The organism is Curtobacterium sp. ME26 (assembly GCF_903970945.1).
GTDB classification, from domain to species: domain Bacteria; phylum Actinomycetota; class Actinomycetes; order Actinomycetales; family Microbacteriaceae; genus Curtobacterium; species Curtobacterium citri.
On record NZ_CAJCKG010000026.1, the window covers coordinates 1 to 19,758 of the forward strand.

At 72.9% G+C, this 19,758-nt stretch carries 22 protein-coding genes; 12 read left to right on the forward strand and 10 right to left on the reverse strand.

Features of this window, described 5'->3' with window-relative positions; genetic code table 11:
- Positions 1-988 (reverse strand): sensor histidine kinase (locus tag H7A69_RS11255; RefSeq protein WP_182047093.1); only part of this gene is annotated, 988 nt, incomplete at its 3' end.
- Positions 989-1,056: 68 nt separating this feature from the next.
- Complete coding sequence (locus tag H7A69_RS11260) at positions 1,057-1,905, reverse strand: LysR family transcriptional regulator (protein ID WP_182047094.1); 849 nt, start codon at positions 1,903-1,905, stop codon at positions 1,057-1,059.
- Positions 1,906-1,976: 71 nt separating this feature from the next.
- On the opposite strand from H7A69_RS11260, the gene H7A69_RS11265 reads away from it, so the two are divergent.
- Complete coding sequence (locus H7A69_RS11265) at positions 1,977-2,909, forward strand: DMT family transporter (protein ID WP_220456232.1); 933 nt, start codon at positions 1,977-1,979, stop codon at positions 2,907-2,909.
- On the opposite strand, the gene H7A69_RS11270 is transcribed toward H7A69_RS11265, so the two are convergent.
- On the reverse strand, positions 2,896-3,744 hold the full coding sequence (locus tag H7A69_RS11270) for an aminoglycoside phosphotransferase family protein (RefSeq protein ID WP_220456233.1): 849 nt from the start codon (positions 3,742-3,744) through the stop codon (positions 2,896-2,898). The genes H7A69_RS11265 and H7A69_RS11270 overlap by 14 nt on opposite strands.
- Before the next feature lie 29 nt (positions 3,745-3,773).
- Positions 3,774-4,223, reverse strand: coding sequence for a bleomycin resistance protein (locus H7A69_RS11275; RefSeq protein WP_182047096.1), 450 nt, complete (start codon positions 4,221-4,223; stop codon positions 3,774-3,776).
- 174 nt (positions 4,224-4,397) lie between these two features.
- Here H7A69_RS11275 and H7A69_RS11280 point away from each other — a divergent pair, with 174 nt between their 5' ends.
- The gene (locus H7A69_RS11280) at positions 4,398-4,676 is read left to right on the forward strand and encodes a GNAT family N-acetyltransferase (RefSeq protein ID WP_182047097.1); all 279 of its coding nucleotides are present in this window, start codon (positions 4,398-4,400) and stop codon (positions 4,674-4,676) included.
- A gap of 28 nt (positions 4,677-4,704) precedes the next feature.
- Here the strand turns inward: H7A69_RS11280 and H7A69_RS11285 are convergent, their stop codons facing one another.
- Positions 4,705-5,442, reverse strand: coding sequence for a GntR family transcriptional regulator (locus tag H7A69_RS11285; protein ID WP_182047098.1), 738 nt, complete (start codon positions 5,440-5,442; stop codon positions 4,705-4,707).
- 141 nt (positions 5,443-5,583) lie between these two features.
- Between H7A69_RS11285 and H7A69_RS11290 the strand changes: the two genes are divergently transcribed.
- From H7A69_RS11290 to H7A69_RS11320, 7 genes are all read left to right on the forward strand, one after another.
- The gene (locus H7A69_RS11290; protein ID WP_182047099.1) at positions 5,584-6,462 is read left to right on the forward strand and encodes a class II fructose-bisphosphate aldolase; all 879 of its coding nucleotides are present in this window, start codon (positions 5,584-5,586) and stop codon (positions 6,460-6,462) included.
- A complete protein-coding gene (locus H7A69_RS11295) occupies positions 6,459-7,247 on the forward strand; it encodes an HAD-IA family hydrolase (RefSeq protein WP_182047100.1) in 789 nt (262 codons plus the stop codon). Before H7A69_RS11290 ends, H7A69_RS11295 begins: the two co-directional genes overlap by 4 nt.
- Positions 7,244-7,873, forward strand: a complete 630-nt coding sequence (dhaL, locus tag H7A69_RS11300) for a dihydroxyacetone kinase subunit DhaL (RefSeq protein WP_182047101.1) — start codon at positions 7,244-7,246, stop codon at positions 7,871-7,873. Before H7A69_RS11295 ends, dhaL begins: the two co-directional genes overlap by 4 nt.
- Positions 7,874-7,971: 98 nt before the next feature.
- Complete coding sequence (gene dhaK, locus H7A69_RS11305; RefSeq protein WP_182047102.1) at positions 7,972-8,967, forward strand: dihydroxyacetone kinase subunit DhaK; 996 nt, start codon at positions 7,972-7,974, stop codon at positions 8,965-8,967.
- Between the two features lie 16 nt (positions 8,968-8,983).
- On the forward strand, positions 8,984-9,403 hold the full coding sequence (locus H7A69_RS11310) for a GlcG/HbpS family heme-binding protein (RefSeq protein ID WP_259346187.1): 420 nt from the start codon (positions 8,984-8,986) through the stop codon (positions 9,401-9,403).
- A 109-nt stretch (positions 9,404-9,512) separates the two neighbouring features.
- Positions 9,513-10,733, forward strand: coding sequence for a formaldehyde dehydrogenase, glutathione-independent (gene fdhA, locus H7A69_RS11315; RefSeq protein ID WP_182047103.1), 1,221 nt, complete (start codon positions 9,513-9,515; stop codon positions 10,731-10,733).
- A 96-nt stretch (positions 10,734-10,829) separates the two neighbouring features.
- Complete coding sequence (locus tag H7A69_RS11320) at positions 10,830-11,696, forward strand: UbiA family prenyltransferase (RefSeq protein ID WP_182047104.1); 867 nt, start codon at positions 10,830-10,832, stop codon at positions 11,694-11,696.
- A gap of 27 nt (positions 11,697-11,723) precedes the next feature.
- Here the strand turns inward: H7A69_RS11320 and H7A69_RS11325 are convergent, their stop codons facing one another.
- The 3 genes from H7A69_RS11325 to H7A69_RS11335 all read right to left on the reverse strand — a co-directional run bounded on the left by H7A69_RS11325 (position 11,724) and on the right by H7A69_RS11335 (position 14,905).
- On the reverse strand, positions 11,724-12,896 hold the full coding sequence (locus tag H7A69_RS11325) for an FAD-dependent oxidoreductase (protein WP_182047105.1): 1,173 nt from the start codon (positions 12,894-12,896) through the stop codon (positions 11,724-11,726).
- A 157-nt stretch (positions 12,897-13,053) separates the two neighbouring features.
- Positions 13,054-14,265, reverse strand: a complete 1,212-nt coding sequence (locus H7A69_RS11330) for an acyltransferase family protein (protein ID WP_182047106.1) — start codon at positions 14,263-14,265, stop codon at positions 13,054-13,056.
- Between the two features lie 67 nt (positions 14,266-14,332).
- The gene (locus H7A69_RS11335) at positions 14,333-14,905 is read right to left on the reverse strand and encodes a TetR/AcrR family transcriptional regulator (RefSeq protein WP_182047107.1); all 573 of its coding nucleotides are present in this window, start codon (positions 14,903-14,905) and stop codon (positions 14,333-14,335) included.
- A 95-nt stretch (positions 14,906-15,000) separates the two neighbouring features.
- Here H7A69_RS11335 and H7A69_RS11340 point away from each other — a divergent pair, with 95 nt between their 5' ends.
- Complete coding sequence (locus H7A69_RS11340) at positions 15,001-15,906, forward strand: SDR family oxidoreductase (RefSeq protein ID WP_182047108.1); 906 nt, start codon at positions 15,001-15,003, stop codon at positions 15,904-15,906.
- 176 nt (positions 15,907-16,082) lie between these two features.
- Here H7A69_RS11340 and H7A69_RS11345 read toward each other — a convergent pair whose 3' ends face one another.
- Complete coding sequence (locus H7A69_RS11345) at positions 16,083-17,381, reverse strand: NAD(P)/FAD-dependent oxidoreductase (RefSeq protein WP_069713466.1); 1,299 nt, start codon at positions 17,379-17,381, stop codon at positions 16,083-16,085.
- 134 nt (positions 17,382-17,515) lie between these two features.
- Entirely contained in the window at positions 17,516-18,064 is a 549-nt protein-coding gene (locus H7A69_RS11350; RefSeq protein ID WP_182047109.1) for a dihydrofolate reductase family protein, read from the reverse strand.
- 77 nt (positions 18,065-18,141) lie between these two features.
- Between H7A69_RS11350 and H7A69_RS11355 the strand changes: the two genes are divergently transcribed.
- Both H7A69_RS11355 and H7A69_RS11360 read left to right on the forward strand, forming a co-directional pair.
- The gene (locus tag H7A69_RS11355) at positions 18,142-18,960 is read left to right on the forward strand and encodes an alpha/beta fold hydrolase (protein WP_182047110.1); all 819 of its coding nucleotides are present in this window, start codon (positions 18,142-18,144) and stop codon (positions 18,958-18,960) included.
- The gene (locus tag H7A69_RS11360; protein WP_259346188.1) at positions 18,957-19,685 is read left to right on the forward strand and encodes an esterase/lipase family protein; all 729 of its coding nucleotides are present in this window, start codon (positions 18,957-18,959) and stop codon (positions 19,683-19,685) included. The genes H7A69_RS11355 and H7A69_RS11360 overlap by 4 nt, the downstream gene beginning before the upstream one ends.
- Positions 19,686-19,758 lie beyond the last annotated feature (73 nt).

Consider the following 19,758-nt stretch of genomic DNA (forward strand, 5'->3'; position numbering starts at 1 on the left):
GTCCGCGGGCTCGTCCCTCCGACCGGACCGTCTGCGTGGTCCGGCCCTCCTGCACGACCCGGTACGCGTGCCGGCCGACGGCGTCCGGTGCGTCGGCGCTCGCCGGGTCCGTCGTCCCCGTGACGTCGGCGCCCGAGCGGCGCGCTTCGTCGAGCAGGGCCGGCAGGTCCCGCAGCGTCGGCTGCGGGGGTGCGGTGCCCGTCGTCGCGTCGGCCGGGTCACGCAGGACACCGAGCACGTCGCGGAGCTCGGTCAGCGCGGAGTGCGCCTCGGCACGGACCACGCCGGCGGCCTCGACGGTCTCCTCGGGGGAGAGCGAGCGACCGCGGTACTCGAGCGCCCCGGCGTGCAGGGCGACGAGGGAGAGCCGGTGCCCGAGCACGTCGTGCATCTCCCGCGCGAGGTGTGCGCGCTCCTGCTCGCGGGCCCGGTCCTCGCGGAGCTGCTGGTCCCGCTCGAGCAGGGCGGCACGTTCGCGCAGCCCGTCGAGCAGGGCCCGCCGCTGCCCGATGGCGATGCCGATCGCGACGAGCAGCGCGGTGCACACGACGGCCGCGATCGCGACCTGCCAGAGCGGGGTCGGCTCCTGGTCGGGGAACAGGTCCTCGCCGGCCGTCGACGCGGCGACGAGCGCGGCGCTGCCGACCGCGATCTCCAGCGGCCGACGACGGGTGACGAGCGACACGAGGGCCAGCGCGGCCGCACCGACCGCGAGCGTCGAGACGGTGCTGGCGGCGACGACGAGCACGCCGACGAGGAGCGGTGCGCGGTGGCGGAACGGCACGAGGACGACGGCGACGACCCCGACGGCGAAGTCGACGAGCAGATGGGCGCCGAGGCGGCTGTCGCTGATCGTGTCGACCTCCGTCGTCGACCAGACCGTGGCGAACAGGAACAGCCCGACGAGCACGACGACCACGAGCCGCCACGTCTCGGCCCAGACGCGGCGCGCGACGGGCACGGGCGGACGGATCACGGTCGTCGTCATGCCCTCGAGCCTAGGAACACCGGGGCCGGCGCGGATCGTCCGAAGGTCGGAGAAGCGGGGGTGGGCCGTCAGACCGCGTCGACCAGTGCCTGCGCCAACGGGTGCCACGGACGCGACGCCGGTCCGCTGAGCACCAGCGTCCGCACGTACCGCGGCTCGACGGGCAGCATGACGAGGTCGTCCGGCAGCATCACGCGCCCGAGCGACGGCACGATGGACACCCCCTCGCCGCGCTGGATCATGCCGAACATCGTGCTCATCTCCCGGACCCGGTGCGCCCACCGGAACGGCTGCCCGGCGAGCTCGTGCATCCGCTCGATCTGGTGCTCGCAGCCACCGCCGCCTGCGACCAGGCCGTCCTCGTGCAGGTCGTCCAGGCTCATCGACGCCGTCCCCGCGAGCGGGTGGTCCCGCCGGACGACCGCGCCCATCTCGTCGCGGGCCACCACGACGCCGCCGTCGGGGACCGGGGACGGGTCGACGAGCACCGCCGCGTCCACGGTCCCGGCCTCGAGCCACTCGGCCATCTCGTCGTCGTCGCCCTCGTAGACCTGCACGTCGACGTCGGGCAGCGTCACCGCCCACAGCTCGCGGAGCCGCGGCAGCAGGCCCTGGCAGACCGTGGGGACGGCGGCGAGGCGCACGGTGCCGCGCGCCGTGGCGGGCCGCACCACGGCCTCCAGGGCGTCGACGGAGGCGACCACGCTGCGGGCGTGCGCCAGCATGCGTTCGCCGAGCGGTGTGACGACCGCCGCGCCGCCGCGCCGGACGACGGCCCCGCCGACCTCGCGCTCCAGCCCCGCGACGGCGTGCGACACCGCGGACTGACCGACGCCGAGCGCTGCGGCGGCCCCGGTGAACGAGCCGGCGTCCACCGTGGCGACGAACGCACGGAGCTGTGGGACGGAGAGGGTCATGCGTCTCCTTCATGGGGTCATGCGGGTCATTCGTTCGACACATGGGCCGGCGGTGGTCGATGCTAGCGCTCGTGAACGCCCTCCTCTACGTCCTGGTCGCCCTCACCTGGGGTTCGAGCTTCTTCTTCGCGAAGATCGGGCTCGAGGGGCTCGCCCCGCAGCAGGTGGCCACCGTCCGCACGGTCCTCGGAGCCTTCACGCTCGTCGTGGTGCTGCTCGCGACCCGTCGACGGTGGCCGCGCGAGCGGCGGGTCTGGGGACACCTGTTCGTCGTCGCGGTGTTCCTCAACGCCGTGCCGTCCTCGCTGATGGCGTGGGCCGAGCAGACCGTGCCGTCGGGCCTGGCGAGCATCTACAACGCCACGACGCCGATCATGACGCTCGTCGCGCTCGCGGTGCTGGTGCCGTCGGAACGGCTCAGCCGCCGCCAGCTCGGCGGCGTCGCGCTGGGGATCGTGGGTGTCCTCGTGCTCGTCGGTCCGTGGGACCTGGTCGGCGACCCCGCCGTGCTCGCCACCGTCCCCGGCCAGGTCGCACTGCTCGGCATGACCGCGTCCTACGGCATCGGACTGGCGTGGCTCCGGCGCTTCGGCGTCGGCAGCGGGCAGGACCCGACGACGGTCGCGACGGTGCAGCTCACCCTGGCGGCGCTGCTCATGCTGCTGGTCGCGCCGGTCATCGCGACCGGGCCGGTGGACCTGGACTGGAGGATCGTGGCCGCGATGGTGGCGCTCGGTGCGGTGGGCACGGGGCTGGCCTACGCGTGGAACACGCGCCTGGTCGGTGCATGGGGCGCGGGGCGCGCCTCGACCGTGACCTACCTGACGCCGGTGGTCGGGGTGGCGCTCGGGGTCCTCGTGCTCGGGGAGCCGCTGCGGTGGAACGAGCCCGCGGGTGGGCTGGTGGTGCTGCTCGGGATCGCGTTGGCGTCCGGGGTGCTGCGCGGGCGGCGGCGGGTCGTGCCGTCCGTCGCCGCGACGGACCCGGCCGTCAGAACGCGCTGAGGGCAGCCCGCAGCATCCGCTGGCCCTGCGCCTCGAACGCCGGGTCACCGACCGCGAACGCCCACACGGTCGTCCCCACCGCCTCCCGCAGTTGCAGCCACCGCCAGTCGTCCGCCTCGCGCGGATCGTCACCGTAGCTCTCGAGGAACGCCTGTTCGAGCCGTGGCTCCCGCTCCCAGTACAGGACGGCGAGCCGAGTGAGGTCCGTCGCGGCCGGGCGGAGGGCGAAGCGCCCGAAGTCGATCACGTGCAGGCGGTCCTCGTGCACGATCCAGTTCCGGGGGTGCCAGTCGCCGTGCGTCGGTACCACCGTGACCGGGTGCGGCTCGGCCGACCGGAGCAGGGACCGGACGCGTCGGACCGTGGCGGAGTCGATCCGGTGCGGGGCATCGAGGAGGCGGAGCGCCTTCGCGGTCTCGACGGCCAGGTGGTCCGGGTCGGTGATCGCCGCCTGGTCGTGGAACCGACGGAGGATCCTGCCCGCCTGACGATGGAGCTCCGTCGACGTCTCGTCGTCGTTGCCGAGGGCGAGGCGACCGGGGATGCGGTCGATGACGAGGACGCGGGTCTCGACGTCGGCGTGCGTCAGCCGAGCGGTGTCGCCGTGCCGGACCAGCTCGCCGGTCCACGAGCGGTGGGCGAGCAGTTCGCGGGGGAAGTGCGTGTTGTCCGGGCCGCATGCCTTGACAGTGTGGTCGCCGTGGGAGCTCCGGACGTGCAGCACCCGGGTGTCGAGCAGACCCCACGAGTCGTCCGTCACGACCACGGATCCGGGCAGCACGCGCTCGACGAACGCGACCTGCGCCGCGTCCAGTCCGCTGTCACCCCACCGCACGGCAGCATCTTCGCAGGTGCTGCCGCGGATCACGGTGTCGGCGTCGAGGCCGATCCGGCGGGTCGCCGGCCGATCGAGGACTGGAAGCGCAGCAGGTAGCCGTCCGGGTCCTGCACGAGGAACTGGTGGACGCCCGCCTGCTCGTCGCCGACGCCGTACCAGGTCGTCTCCGGCTGCATGAAGAGCGGGACCCCGGCCGCGGTGAGCCGTCGGGCGAGGGCGGCGCTGTCCGGCACGGCGACCTGGAAGTTCACGCCGCGGCCCAGCGGGGCGTCGAGCGGGCCCGTCAGCCAGTTGCGACCGACCCCGGCCTGCTCGAGCATCACGTGCGCCGTTCCCCGCACGAGGTAGGCGAAGCGCTCCTGCGGGCGGTCGTACCGCACGGCGAAGTCGCAGAGTCCGCACCAGAAGGCGATGCTGCGGTCGAGGTCGCGCACGAGCAGCTCGGGCACGAGTGCCGGTTCGGTGAGGTCGTCCACCCCGCCATCGTCGCACCGTCCTGTGCTCCTTCCTTCCAATGGCGGCTGCGGTGGGAAGCGGAAGCGGGCGTACCTGGCGGCTCCGGGGGTCCAGGTACGCCCGGAACGGCCAGGTACGCCCGGAACGGCCAGGTACGCCCGCACGGACCGGGTACTCAGCACGACGCTCGCCCCGTGCTGACGATCGAGACCGGCGGAGGACGAGGTCGACCAGGCGCTCCTCGACGAGTCGTCCGACGACCTGACAAGCACGGACGGGGCGTCGGCAGGCAGCTGGTCTCGGCCGTGGAGCGGGCGTGCGCGGAACTGGGCATCGAGGTGGTCCGTCTCGACACCCGCGGGGAGCTCGCCGAGGCGTGTGCCCTCTACGAGCGGCTCGGCTACCGGCGGGTCGGACCCTTCAACGCCGAGCCGTACTCCGACCGCTGGTACGCGAAGCAGGTGGACCGGTAGCGCTCGCGGGCGCTGCGGAGTGGTCGGGTCAGGGGCGCGTGTAGTCGAACTGCAGGCGCATCCGGTCGCCGCGGAAGACGATCGTCGAGTACTCGAAGGTCGTGCCGACGCGGTCCGAGATCACGTCGGTGAGCTGCAGTGCGGGGTCGCCGCGGCGCAGTCCCAGGAGCGTCGCATCCGCGTCGGCGACCGCGACGGCCTCGAGCCCCTCGGCGACGTCGTGCATCGCGAGGTCGAAGGCGTCCTCGAGGACCACGCAGAGCTGCTCGCCGACCACGTCGAGCGTGTCGAGCGTCGGCGCGAGGGTGGCTGGCACGAACGACCGGTGCACGCTCAGCGGCTTGCCGTCGACCGAGCGCAGGCGGACGATCGCGAACACGTCGTCGTCGCGGCCGAGCCCCAGACGGTCGCGCACGCGGGTCGGCGCCGGGCCCCGGTCGATCGACACGAGGTCGGTGCTGATGTCGTACCCGAGGACCTCGAGCTGCTCGCGGATGCCGCGGTACGCGGGGGACACCGCGTTGATCTTCTCCGGCGCGACGAACGTCCCCTTGCCCGGGACCCGTGTGAGCAGGCCGTCGGTGGTGAGCTTGGTGAGCACCCCCCGCACCGTCATCCGGCTGGTGCCGTAGTACCGGTTCAACTCGTTCTCGGACGGGATCCGCTGGCTCGGTGCCCACTCGCCGCCGGTGATCTTCGCGGTGAAGATGTCCTCGAGCTGCTGGTAGATGGGCACGGCGGAATCGCGGTCCACCTCGTCGAGCACGGTCCACCTCGTTCCCTGCGCGGATGCACATCCGGTAGCCGCTCATGATACTTGTCGAGTCCGGTATAGACAGGTACAGTCCGAGCAGTCGTCGACGGAGACGACATCCCACGACGCAACGACGCAAGTGAGGACCCAGGCATGGACGTGTCCACCAGGACGTTGACCAGGACCGCACGGGACGGCGGGTACGCGGTACCGGCCGTGAACGTGTTCGACGAACTGAGCATGCGGGCGGTGGTCGCCGCGGCGGTCCGCACGAGCGCTCCGCTGATCGTGCAGATCTCCGTGAAGACCGTCCGCAGCTCGGGGACCGCCTTCACGACCGACCTCTTCCGAGCGCTCACCCGCGACGTCGCCGTGCCGGTCGCCCTGCACCTCGACCACTGTCCCGACCGGGCGGTGCTCGACGACGTGATCGCCGCCGGGTGGTCGAGCGTCCTGTTCGACGCCTCCGACCGGGGCCTCGACGACGCGGTGCGCGAGACCGGCGAGGTCACGGCGGCCGCCCATGCCGCCGGTGTCGACGTGGAGTCGGAGATCGAGAACATCCTCGGTGTCGAGGACGGGGTCGGCAGCGACGAGTCGCGGCACGCGTACCCGGTCGAGCAGCTCGCCGAGGTCGCCGAGCAGACCGGTGCCGACCTCCTGGCGCCCCAGTTGGGGACGAGCCACGGACTGTACAAGGCGGACCCGGTCCTGCTCCCCGAGCGCGCGGCCGAGCTCGCGCGACTGACCGACCGCCCGATCGTCCTGCACGGCGGCACGGGTCTCGGCGAGCAGGACTTCCGGGCGTTCATCGACGCCGGCGTCTCGAAGGTGAACATCTCGACGGCGGTGAAGCACGCGTACATGCGGGCATCGCTCGCCCACCTGGAGCACGCCCGTGACACCGACTCGTGGGACCCCCCGAAGCTCGTCGCCGCGATCGAGTCCGCCGTCACCGACGTCATCGCGGAGCACGTCGCGTGGTTCGGCGCGGACGGCAAGGCCGACGACAGCACGGCGGGTCGGCCGTGACCCGCGCGCTGGTCTTCGACTGCGACGGGGTCCTGGCCGACACGGAGCGCGACGGGCACCTGCCGGCGTTCAACGCGACCTTCGCGCACTTCGACCTGCCCGTCCGGTGGAGTGAGGAGGACTACGCCGAGGTGCTGCGCATCGGCGGCGGGAAGGAGCGGCTGGCGTCCCTGCTGACGCCGGAGTTCGTCGACCGTGCCGGGCTCCCCGCCGATCCCGACGGACAGCGCGCGCTCGTCGCGGAGTGGCACGCCGAGAAGACCCGGCGGTACACGGCGATGGTGCGCGACGGCGTGATGCCCGCTCGACCGGGCATCGCCCGGATCGTGCACGAGGCCCACGACGCCGGGTGGCTGCTCGCGGTGGCGTCCACCTCGGCCGAGGCATCCGTCCGCGCCGTCCTCGAGCACGCGGTCGGCGACGACGCCGCGACCTGGTTCCGCGTGTTCGCCGGCGACGTCGTACCGCGCAAGAAGCCGGCACCGGACGTCTACGAGCTGACCGTCCGCGAGCTCGGCGTCGACCCGGCCGACGTGGTCGTCGTCGAGGACAGCGCCAACGGGCTCCGTGCAGCGCTGGGCGCCGGCCTGACCACCGTCGTCACCGTCAGCAGCTACACCGCCGGCGAGGACTTCACCGGGGCCGCGCTCGTCGTCGATCGACTCGGCGACCTGCCCGACACCCCCGCCCACGTCATCGCCGATCCGGCCCACGTCGAACCGGACGGCCAGGTCACGCTCGACACCCTCACCCAGCTCCCGAACCCGACCGGAGGACCACGATGACCACCGCCGCCACCACGCACCTCGAACAGACCGTCCGGCTCATCGCCACCACCTGCGTCGAGAACGAGACGTACTTCAGCGACCTCGACGCGGTGGCCGGCGACGGCGACTTCGGGTACTCGCTCGCCCGCGGGTTCGAGAACGTGCTCGAGGGGTTCGACGGCTACGACCGTTCCGATCCCGGCACCTTCCTCCAGCAGGTCGCGATGACGATGAGCAGCAGGATCGGCGGCACGTCGGGGCCGATCTGGGGGACCGCGTTCCTCCGGGCGGCCGGGGTCGTGAAGGGCCGTGAGGACCTGGGGGCCGACGACGTCGTCGCGATGCTCCGAGCCGCGGTCGAGGGGATCAAGAAGCGCGGCGGTGCCGACCTCGGCGACAAGACCCTCCTCGACGCGATCGTGCCGATGACCGACGCCATCGAGGCCGACGCCGCCGCCGGTGCGGACGGCACGGCGATCGCGCGCCGCGCGGCCGAGGTCGCACGACAGGCCGCCGACGCGACCTCGGCGCTCGAGGCGCGCCGTGGTCGGGCCTCGTACACCGGCGAGCGCAGCATCGGCTCGCCCGATCCCGGCGCCGTCGCCGTGGCCGTGCTCGCCGAGCGCGTCGCTGACGACTGGTGACGAGCGACGCCACCGCACGGCCTCCCGCAGGACCCGAGCACCACCACCGCACGACCCTTCGCAGTACCCGACCACCACGATGAAGTGAGGCAACCGCAGTGAAGAAGTTCGTCAACGACCCGAAGCAGTTCGTCCCGGAGATGCTCAAGGGCCTCGCCCTCGCCAACCCGGACACCCTGACCTACGACCCGGAAGCCAACCTGATCGCCCGCGCCGACGCTCCGCGCGACGACAAGGTCTCGATCGTGCAGGGCTCCGGCTCGGGGCACGAGCCTGCGCACGTCATGGTGGTCGGGAAGGGCATGCTCGACGCCGCCTGTCCCGGCGACGTCTTCGCCGCACCGCCCACCGACTACGTCGTCGCCGCCGCTCGCCGGGTGAACAGCCCGAAGGGCGTGCTGCTCCTGGTGAACAACTACACGGGCGACAAGATGGCGTTCGAGATGGCCGAGGAGTTCGCCGACGCCGAGGGCATCAAGGTGAAGACCCTGTTCATCGACGACGACGTCGCCGTGAAGGACTCCACGTACACGATCGGTCGTCGCGGTGTCGCGGGCAACTTCTTCGTCATCAAGGCCGTCGGAGCCGCGTCCGAGGCGGGTGCCGAGCTGGACGAGGTCGTCCGCATCGGCCAGAAGGTGAACTCCGTCACCCGGACGATGGGTGTCGCGCTCACCGCCTGCACCCCGCCGGCGAAGGGTTCCCCCCTGTTCGAGCTCGGCGACGACGAGATCGAGGTCGGGGTCGGCATCCACGGGGAGCCCGGGCGGGCACGGCAGAAGATCGTCTCCGCCGACGAGATCGTCGACATCCTCCTCGACCCGATCGTCTCGGACCTGCCGTTCTCGGACGGCGACCGGGTCGCGCTCATGGTGAACGGCCTCGGCGGGACCCCGATCTGCGAGCTCTACCTGCTCTACGGCATCGCCCACGAGAAGCTCGTGGCCCAGGGGATCACCCCCGTCCGCAGCTACGTCGGCGAGTACTGCACCTCGCTGGACATGGCCGGGGCCTCCATCACCCTCGTCAAGCTCGACGACGAGGTCGAGGAACTGCTCGCGGCACCCGCCGAGATCCCGATCCGCACCTTCTGACGCCGGAGACGACACCGTGGCGAACGAGAAGATCCAGGACAGCATCACCCTCGACGACGCCCGGCGCGTCATCGACGCCGCCGTCGCGAAGGCCGAGGAGATCGGTCAGCCGCAGGACGTCGCCGTCGTGGACGCCGGCGGCAACCTCAAGGCGCACGTGCGCATGGACACCGCGAACATCGGCAGCATCCACATCGCGATCAACAAGGCGTACACGTCGATCGCGTTCCAGACGCAGACGAAGGACCTGAACGACATCACCCGTCCCACCGGTGACCTGTTCGGGTTGAGCGACGCCCACGGCGGTCGGCTCGTCGTCTTCGCCGGGGGCATCCCCCTCGTCCGCGACGGCCGCGTCGTCGGCGCGATCGGCGTCTCGACCGGAACCGTCGAGCAGGATCAGGAAGTCGCCGAGGCCGGAGCCGCTGCCTTCTGAGGGGCGGCCCGTCGGTGGGCGCCCCTGTCCGCCGACGGGCCGACCCCTCGCACACACCCGGCGCCCGCACCCGCGGGTGTCACCGCCGCCGACGATCGAGGAGGATCACATGGCGAGCAACCACGCAGTCGCGTACCAGGGACCGGGGAAGGTCGAGGTCATCGAGACCGACTACCCGACCTTCGAACTCAAGGACGGACCCGGCGTCAACCCGGCGAACGTCGGACGCAAGGTCAACCACGGGGCGATCCTGCGCACCGTGGCGACGAACATCTGCGGCAGCGACCAGCACATGGTCCGCGGGCGCACGACGGCACCGACCGACCTCGTGCTCGGGCACGAGATCACCGGCGAGGTCGTCGAGGTCGGGTCGGACGTCGAGTTCATCAAGGTCGGCGACATCGTCTCCGTGCCGTTCAACATCGCCTGTGGTCGCTGTCGCAACTGCAAGGAGCGCAAGACCGGCATCTGCCTCAACGTCAACCCGGACCGCCCGGGCAGCGCCTACGGCTACGTCGACATGGGCGGCTGGGTCGGCGGCCAGGCCGAGTACGTGCTCGTGCCCTACGCCGACTGGAACCTGCTGAAGTTCCCGGACCGCGACCAAGCGCTCGAGAAGATCCTCGACCTCGCGATGCTGTCGGACATCTTCCCGACCGGCTTCCACGGCGCGGTGACCGCCGGCGTCGAGGTCGGCTCGACGGTCTACGTCGCGGGTGCCGGACCGGTCGGTCTCGCCGCCGCCACCGGTGCGATGCTGCTCGGCGCGAGCGTCGTCATCGTCGGTGACATGAACGCCGACCGGCTCGCGCAGGCCCGGACCTTCGGCTGCGAGACCGTCGACCTGACGAAGGGCGACCCGGCCGACCAGATCGACCAGATCCTCGGCGAGCCGCTGGTCGACTGCGGCATCGACGCCGTCGGCTTCGAGGCGAAGGGCCACGGCTCCGGCTCGGGCCACGAGGCCCCGGCGACGGTGCTCAACTCGCTGATGGACGTGACGGCGGCCGGTGGTGCCCTCGGCATCCCCGGGCTCTACGTCACGGGTGACCCGGGCGGCGTCGACGAGGCCGCCCAGAAGGGTGCGCTGTCCCTCAGCCTCGGCACCGGTTGGGCGAAGTCGCTGTCCTTCACGACCGGACAGTGCCCGGTGATGAAGTACAACCGGCAGCTCATGATGGCGATCCTGCACGACCGCACGAGCATCGCGAAGAACGTCAACGCGAAGCCCATCGGGCTCGACGAGGCCCCGCGCGGCTACGAGGAGTTCGACAAGGGTGCGGCAACGAAGTACGTCCTGAACCCGAACGGTCTCATCCCCGCGGCCTGACCACCGCAGCACACCGGCCCGCGCCCCGTCGTCTCCGACGCGGCGCGGGTCGTCGCCGTCGCACCCGCGCAGTCGCCCGTCCGTACGCTCACGGGTGTGAGCGACACCCGACGGCCCTCGACCCTCCGCCTGCTGTTCGCGTCGTCGCACCCCGGCCCGACCGTCACGGTGACCGTCCTCGCCGCCGTGATCGCCGCCGCCGTCGGGCACCCGTGGTGGCTCGTCGCCGTCGTCGCGCTCGCCGTCGTGGCCGGGCAGCTCTCGATCGGCCTGGCGAACGACTGGATCGACGCCGACCGCGACCGCGCCGTCGGCCGGAGCGACAAGCCGGTCGCTCGCGGTCTGGTCGCGGTGTCGACCGTCCGGACCGCGGCGTTCGTCACCGCGGCGGTGGCGGTCCTCGTCAGCCTGTTCCTCGGCCCGGTCGCCGCGCTCGCGCACGTCGTGCTCGTGGCCGCGGGGTGGGCGTACGACGCCGGGCTGAAGCGGACGGTCTGGTCGGTCGCGCCCTTCGTCGTGGCGTTCGGTCTGCTGCCGGTCGTGGCGGTGGCGGCCGGTGGCGGTGCGTGGCCGACGTGGTGGGCGATCGCCACGGGCGCGGTGTTCGGCGTCGCGATCCACTGCACCAACGTGCTGCCCGACCTGCTCGACGACGCGGCCACCGGGGTGCGGGGCTTCCCACATCGTCTGGGCCTCCGCGGAGCCGGCACGCTCGCGTTCGCGGCGCTCGTGGTGGCCGCGGCCCTGGTGCTCGGCGGTCAGCTGGTCGGCGACGACCCGGCACGCGGAGCCGGGGTGGTGCTCGCGGTCGTCGGGGCCGCGGTGGTGGTCGTGCTCGCCGTGGTCGGCATCCGGCTCGTGTTCGCCGGGCGGCCCACCCGGGCGCTGTTCCGGCTCGTCATCGCGTCCTCGCTCGTGCTCGTCGTCGAGCTCGGCGTTGCGGGCGCCCGACTCGTCGCCTGACCCGGGCGCCGAACGACCCGACCGCCCTCAGGCCCAGCGCATGGCGTAGACGCCCGCCAGGCCCTCCGCCGTCGGGAGCGCCAGCACCGCGCGGAGCAGTGCCTCCCGCCCGGAGGTACCGAGGGCACCCGTCGGCCGACCGAGCGCCATGTTCGCCTCGGCCTGTCGCCCCGCCCGACGCGCGGCGCGTTGGCGCCGTCGTGCGTAGCTCGGCCAGGGCCCGGCGGACCCCGAGGCGACCGCGTCGGCGAGCACCGGCGCGAGGTCGGCGACGTCGAGCCACCCGAGGTTCATGCCCTGCCCGCCGATGGGGCTGATCTCGTGCGCGGCGTCGCCGACGAGCACCACGCGGCCGACGCCGACCCGTGTGGCCGCCCGGCGCCGGACGCGGAACCCGCTCGTCATCGTGCAGGTCGCGGGGTCGGGGGTCGCGCCCGTCCGCTCCGCGACGATGGCGGCGAGCCGCGCGGCCGTCTGCGGGTCCGGTGCGCCTCCGGCCGCCGCCGGCGCGACGTCCTCCGGCACGAGGGCGACGTACCGCCGTCGACCGTGGGGGAGCGGGAACGACTCGACCACGCCGCCCGGCCCGACGTCGACGAGCGCCGCCGAGCGGGCGTCGGCCGGCTCCGGGTCGGCGAAGTCGCCCATCACGTAGCGGTCGCGGTAGTCCCGCCCGGTCGTGCCGACGCCGAGCAGGTCGCGCACGGCGCTCCGGGCGCCGTCGGCGCCGACGACGAACGCGGCCTCGATGGCGACGGGCTCGCCGCCCGGTCCGGTGCCCCGGGCGCGGACGTGCGTCCGCTGCCGGTCCAGGCCGGTCACGCTCGTCCCGGTCCGCAGGACGCCCGGCGCGAGCCGCTCGCGCAGGAGCGTCTCGGTGCGGTGCTGGTCGAGCGTGGCGACGTACGGGTGCGTCGCCGACGCGCGGTCGAACGACAGCGTCCCGAGGGTTCGCCCGCGGCTCCGGGCCACGCCGGTCCGGACGAGCACGGCCTCGGCGAGCACCGCGGTGTCGAGTCCGACCGCTGCGAAGGCGTCGAGCGACGGTGGGTGGATCCCGATCGCGCGCGAGCCGACGGGCGGCGCGTCGCGCCGTTCCCAGACGGCGACGCGGACTCCTCGCGCGGCGAGCAGGGCGGCAGCGAACAGGCCGACGGGGCCACCGCCGACGACGAGGACGTCGACGCGTTCCGTGGTCACGCAGGCGAGCCTACGGAACGGTCACGGCGTCCGGCCCAGGAGACGCACCAGACCGGCCGCCCACCGGACGGGAGGCGCGGGGCGGGGCCGCCACGCGCCTCCCGTCCGGTGTCCGGTCGTGGTCCGGATCTGCGACCCGCCCACGGGACCCGTCGCGTCAGGTCGTGGCGGAGTCGCGTGCCGCGCGGTCGGCGGCGACCAGGCGCCGCGCCTCGCGGAAGCGACGCTGGGCCTTCTCGACCGGCACCTCGACGGCGTAGGCGGCACCGATCGCCACGAGGACCGAGGCGCCGACGAGCCCGACCTTCCCCCAGGGTCCGACCGCGAACGGGTCGAGCAGCGCGATGACGAGGGGGTGCCAGAGGTACGCGGCGTACGAGACCCGACGGCCGAACCACGACACCGGTGTCCACGCGAACGCGACCGAGAGCGGGCTGCGCACCGAGACGAGTCCGGCGATGAGCACGGCGGAGACGACCCCGGTGAGGGGCAGGACGACGCTGAAGGTCCACGCGTGCTGCGCCCAGTCGTCGCCGATCCACAGCATCGTCCCGACGAGCAGGGCGAGCCCGGCCCAGGTCGCGACGTGGCCGGCGAGACCCGCGGCCCACGTCCGGATCCGCTCGTCGTCGAGCAGCAGGGCGAGCAGGCACCCCGTCGCGAGGGGGACGACGCCGAGCACTGGGGAGAAGTAGACGTCGGGCGTCGCACCGCTGTTCGGCGTCCGGTAGACCAGCCCGGCGGCTACCGAGCACCCGACGATCACCGCGCCGAGGCCGGCGAGCAGCCAGCGCCGACGCGACCGGACCAGGAACAGCAGCACGAGGACGGGCGGCCAGACCAGGTAGAACTGCTCCTCCATCGAGAGGGACCAGGTGTGCGCGAAGACGCCCTGTGTGGTGTCCCAGAACGACCGGAAGAGGTTGCCCGTGTAGGTGAGGGCGATGAACGCCGCCTCGCCGGGCCCGAACGACGCGCCCTTGTAGTCGCCGACCCAGTTCCAGAGGAGCAGGCCGACGGCGACGAGCGCGAGCAGCGCCGGGTACAGGCGGAGCAGACGCTTCAGCCAGAAGGACCCGAGGCGGATACGGCCGGTCCTCCGGTGCTCGCCGAGCAGCAGCGTCGTGATGAGGAAGCCGGACAGGGCGAAGAAGACGGTGACGCCGATGAAGCCGCCTTCGAACTGCGGGACGTGCAGGTGGTAGAGGATCACCATCGCGATGGCGATCGTGCGCAGGCCGTCGAGGGCCGGCGCACGGCGGGTCAGCGGCGGCGGCGGTGTCGTCCGGGCAGCGCCGGACCCGCGTCCGACCGGCGTGCTGCTGCCGGTCGTGCGGACGTGCTCGGGCGCGAGGGTGTTCGTCGCCACGGTTCCTCCCTGCGAGGATCGTTCGTACGGATGACGACCAGCGTGCTCCCTCCGGGTAAGAGGACGCTCAACGACCGGGGTGCACGACCTCGGCGAGGGCGTCCAGGCGCTCGTGCACGATGGTCCCGAAGTCGCGGTCCTCGTCCTCCGCGATCCACCGGGCGAAGGACAGGTGGAACACGGTCACCGCCGTCTCCGCGGCGATCGTGGCGGCCGGTTCGGCAACCCCGTGCGTCCGCAGGGTGGCACCCAGGTGCACCTTCAGGTTCGCGAGCTTGCCGAGCTCCCGCTCGCCGAGCGCGGGGACGGCGTCGATGACCCGCTGCCGCGTCCGCGACCACGCCCGGCGGTCGTCGGGGAAGAAGGCGGCGGCGGCGTCGAGGGCGCGCCGGACCAGCTCGAAGGGCGGCGTGCCGGCGGGGGCGTCCTCGACCGGCGCGCTGAACATGCCGAGGAAGTCGTCCTGCCCGGCGAACAGGACCTCCCGCTTGTCGGCGAAGTGCCGGAAGAAGGTGCGCTCCGTGACGTCGGCGGCCGCGGCGATCTCCGCCACGGTCGTCTCGTCGTAGCCGTGCTCCGAGAAGAGCTGCAGGGCCGTGCCCTGGAGTCGTTCACGGGTCCCCGGTTGCCATCGCACCATGGAGAGGAGTCTACTGATGACAGTGACTGACATGGAGTGCTACGGTGATGTCAGTCCGTGACATCAGGCCGCGGACACCTGTGAAGGGAACTCACATGCACGTGTTCGTCACCGGAGCCTCCGGCTGGATCGGCTCCCACACCGTCGACGAGCTGCTCGCCGCCGGACACGACGTCACCGGTCTCGCCCGGTCCGACGCCTCGGCCGCCGCCCTCGAGGCGAAGGGGGTCACGGTCCTCCGGGGCGACCTCGACGACCTCGACGCCCTCCGCCGCGGGGCCGACGGGTCGGACGGGGTCCTGCACCTCGCCAACAAGCACGACTGGTCGGACCAGGCCGCGACGAACGCCGCCGAGCGCGCGGCGGTCGAGACGCTCGGCACCGCCCTGGCCGGGACCGACCGCCCCCTCGTCGTCGCCTCGGGCATCGCCGCACTCGCACCCGACCGCCCGGCGGACGAGGGCGACGCGTCGCCGTTCACCGGCGTCGACAGTCCGCGCGGGGGCAGCGAGAACCGTGCCTTCGACTTCGTCGACCAGGGCGTCCGCAGCATCGCGGCGCGCTTCAGTCCCACCACGCACGGCGTGGGGGATCACGGGTTCATCGCGTACCTGGCCGGCGTCGCGCTCGACCGCGGCGTCTCCGGCTACGTCGGCGAGGGCACGAACCACTGGGCGGCCGTGCACGTCACCGACGCAGCGCGCCTCGTCCGGCTCGGGCTCGAGCAGGCGCCGGCCGGCACCCGGCTGCACGCGGTGGCGGAGCAGGGCATCGCGACGCGCGACATCGCGGCCGCGATCGGCGAGGCGTTCGGCGTGCCGGTCGCGAGCATCGACCCGGCGGACGCTGCCGAGCACTTCGGGTTCATCGGCGGGTTCTTCGCGATGGAGATGGCCGGGACCTCCGGGGCCACCTGCGAGCTGCTCGGGTGGGAGCCCACCGGACCGACGCTGCTCGAGGACATCGCCGCCGGGGCGTACGCGCACGTGGCCCGTCGCTGACGGCGTGGCGGCGTGGCGGCGTGGCGGCGTGCCGGCGTGCCGGCGGCGCCGAGGCTCGGCCCGGCGGACACTTTCGCGGCCCGATGGTCGCGAAAGTGTCCGTCTGCGCGAGCCTCGGCGCGGCGCGGCGCGGCGCGCCGCGGCGAGCCGCGCCGCGCCGCGCCGCGCCGCGGGCGCTACTCGGCCTTCTGCATCTGCCAGGGCTCGGGTTCGCGGTCGCCGTTCGGGCGCACGGGACGGACGTCGCCGACGATCGGGATCGACCGCTTCCGCATGAACCACATGTAGCGGACGAAGAAGTGGGACAGGGTCGACAGCCGGTTGCCGTTGCCGAGGAGCGACGCGATGTGCACCCCGACCCAGGCGATCCATGCGACCGGCCCCACCATCGTGATGCCGCCGCGCAGCTGGGCGACCGCGGCGTTCGTGCCGATCGTCGCCATCGTGCCCTTGTCGAAGTACCGCAGGTGCTCGGTCGGCTTGCCCTCGAGCAGGCGGACGACCTGCCGTGCGGCGTGCTTGCCGCCCTGGAGCGCCGGCTGCGCGAGCTGGGCGAGGGCGTCGTCCTGCGCGGCGATGTCGCCGGCGGAGAAGATGCGCTCGACGCCCTTGACGCTGAGGTCGTCGTTCACCTGGATGCGTCCGCCGTGCGTCTGCGGCAGGCCCCAGCCCGAGACCTCCTTGTGCGCGGCGACACCGGTCGCCCAGATGACCTGCGAGGCCGGGATGAACTCGCCCGACGCCGTCACGACACCGTCCGGCTTGACCTCGGCGACACCGGTGTTCAACCGGAGGACGACCCCGCGCTTCCGGAGGATCTTCGCGGCGTACCGACGGAGCCGGGGCGCGAACGGCTTGAGCAGCTCGCCGCTGCGGTGCACGAGCGTGATCGAGATGTTGCCCCGCTCGATCTCCGGGTAGGCGCCCACGAGCGCCTGGTCGCGCAGTTCCGCCAGGGCTCCGGCCATCTCGACGCCGGTCGCGCCGCCGCCGACGATCACCACGCGGATCTCGTCCGGTCCCTGCTTCGCCGCGGCCTGCTCGAGCCGCGTGAACAGCTCGTCGCGGATGCGGAGGGCCTGCGAGCGGGAGTACATCGAGTACGCGTACTCGTAGGCGCCGGGGGTGCCGAAGTAGCTCGTGTTGACGCCGTTGGCGAGGATCAGCCAGTCGTAGTGCAGGTGCTCGCCGTCGGACATCTCCGCGACGCGGTGCTCGGTGTCGATGCCCGTGAGGAGCCCGTGCCGGAAGTCCGCGTTGGCCTGCTTGGCGCGCAGGCTCCGCAGGAAGTACGTCACGTCGCCGGCGTTCAGGCCGCCGGTCGCGACCTGGTACATGAGCGGCTGGAACATGTTGTAGACGTGCCGGTCGACGAGCGTCACCCGTACCGGCGCGTCGGCGAGCTCACGCATGGCGGCGATGCCCGCGAAGCCACCACCGACGATGACGACGTGCGGGCGGGTGTCCTCGGACATGGTGTCCTCCTGGTGGTGCGGTCGACGGCCACCCAGAAGGGTACGCCGGTCCGGGACCCCGTCGGTCCACCCGCCCGTCCCGCTGCCGATGGAGCGGTCCTCCCGGGTCGGCCTGGAGGCCCGGCTCGCCTCCGTCAGCCGGCGAACGGCGCGTAGGTGCTCAGGACGTTCCCCTTGCTGGTCACCACGCTCTGCACGAGCCGGAGCCGCGTGGGCGGGTCGGTCGGCTCGAAGAGCCGCCGTCCGGCACCGGCGATCGCCGGGTGGGTCATGAGCTGGAGTTCGTCGAGCAGCCCGGCGAAGAGCAGGTGGCGCACCAGGGTGACGCTCCCGGTGACCGCGACGTCGCCGCCGTCGCCGTTGCGGAGCTCGCGCACGAAGTCGTCGACGTCGCCCTGGATGCGGTGCGCGTTCTGCCACGACAGGTCGTCGCCGAGGGTCGTCGACGCGACGTGCTTCTCGATCGGGTTGATCCACCGGCCGAAGGGGTCGTCCTCGTGCCGGGGCCACCACTCGGACCACTCCAGGTAGCTCTGCTTGCCGAGCAGGACCGTCTCGGTGCGCTCCATCCACGCCGTCATGGCGGTCCCGAGCTCGGCGTCGAAGGAGTCGTACTGGTACTTGTACGGGTCCTGCACCACACCGTCGACCGATGCGAACAGCCCCGAGGTCACCTTGCGCATGCTGCGGAGCATAGGACCGCGCGGCACGCGGCGTCGAGACTGATCCCGCGCTGCGGGCCCACGGGTAGGTTCGCAGCGTGCGCGCACAGGTGAGGACCATCGAGATCGAGGGGCTGCCCGTGCGGCTCCGGACCCTCGCCCCGGCCGGTCGTCTGCGCGACACGCTGGCACCGACGGTCGTGCTCGTGCACGGCATCGGCATGTCGCACCGGTCCTTCGCCCGGACGCAACGGCACCTCGCGCGCACCCACCGCACGGTCGCCGTCGACCTGCCCGGCTTCGGCGGGCTCCCGCCGGTCGGCCGGACGGTGCCGTTCGAGGAGCTCGGCGACCTCGTGGTCCGGGCCGTCCGCTCGCTCGGAGCCGTCGACCTGGTGCTCGTCGGGCAGTCGATGGGGACCCAGGTCGTCGTCGAGGCCGCACGCCGGCACCCCGACGTCGTGTCCGCGGTCGTCCTGGTCGGCCCGGTCGTCGACCCTGCTCGACGGACGCTCGTGCAGCAGGCGCTCGACCTCGCCCGCGACGGGTTCGTCGAGGACGCCCGGATGAACGCCGTCGTCCTCACCGACTACATGCGGAGCCTCCGCCAGTACGTCCGGCAGCTCGGACCGATGCTGCGCTACCGGACCGAGGACGTCGTCCCGGCCCTCGTGCAGCCGGTGCTCGTCGTCCGTGGCGACCGCGACCCCATCGGTCGGCGGGACTGGGCGGCCGCACTCGCCGCGTCGGCGCGCCGGGGCGCCCTCGTCGAACTGCCCGGCGGGCACCACGTGCAGGACCGCCAGCCGGTCGCGTTCGCGCGGCTGGTCGACGAGTTCCGCAGGGTGCAGACGACCGAGGACGCCCTGACCGGTGGTGCGCCCGCCGGTGGAGCGACGACGGGTGACGCGCGGTGACCGGGGCGACCACCCCGGGGACCGGAGCGGTCCCGGCGACGGGGGACGGGCCTCCCGTCCGGGTGTCGCTGCTGCGACGCGCCTGGTGGGCGACCCTCGACTGGTGGTACGCGGCACGGTGGCAGCTCCGCAGCGCCGGCCCGACGACCGCCGACGACTACCGGTCGGGTGCCGGGCAGCCGGTCGTGGTCGTGCCCGGGGTCTACGAGACCTGGCACTTCATGCGCCCCCTCATGGACGCCGTGCACGACGCCGGACACCCCGTCCACGTGCTGCCCGTGCTGCGGCACAACCTGCGCCCCGTCCCGGAGTCGGCGCGCGAGGTCCTGGCGTACCTCGACGAGCACGACCTGCGCGACGTCCTCGTGCTGGCCCACAGCAAGGGCGGGCTCATCGGCAAGTACGCGATGACGCTGCCCGAGGGGGAGCGGATCGACCGGATGGTCGCGGTGTCGACGCCCTTCGGCGGGTCGGTGTACGCGCGGCTCGCACCCGTCCCGCACCTCCGGGCCTTCCGGGCGGCGGACCCGGTGATCGCCGCGCTCGGGCGTGATCTGGCGGTGAACGCACGGATCACCTCGGTCTGGGGCGTGTTCGACACGCTCATCCCGGGCGGCAGCGAACTCGCCGGGGCCACCAACGTACGGGTGCCCGTCGGCGGGCACTTCCGCATCCTCGGGGCGCAGCAGACGCGTGACGTGGTGCTCGAGGCCACCGCGGACTGACGCGGGGCCGCGAGCACCCCAGCCCGAGACTCGCGCTGACGGACACTTTCGCCCCCAGGGCCCACGAGTCTCG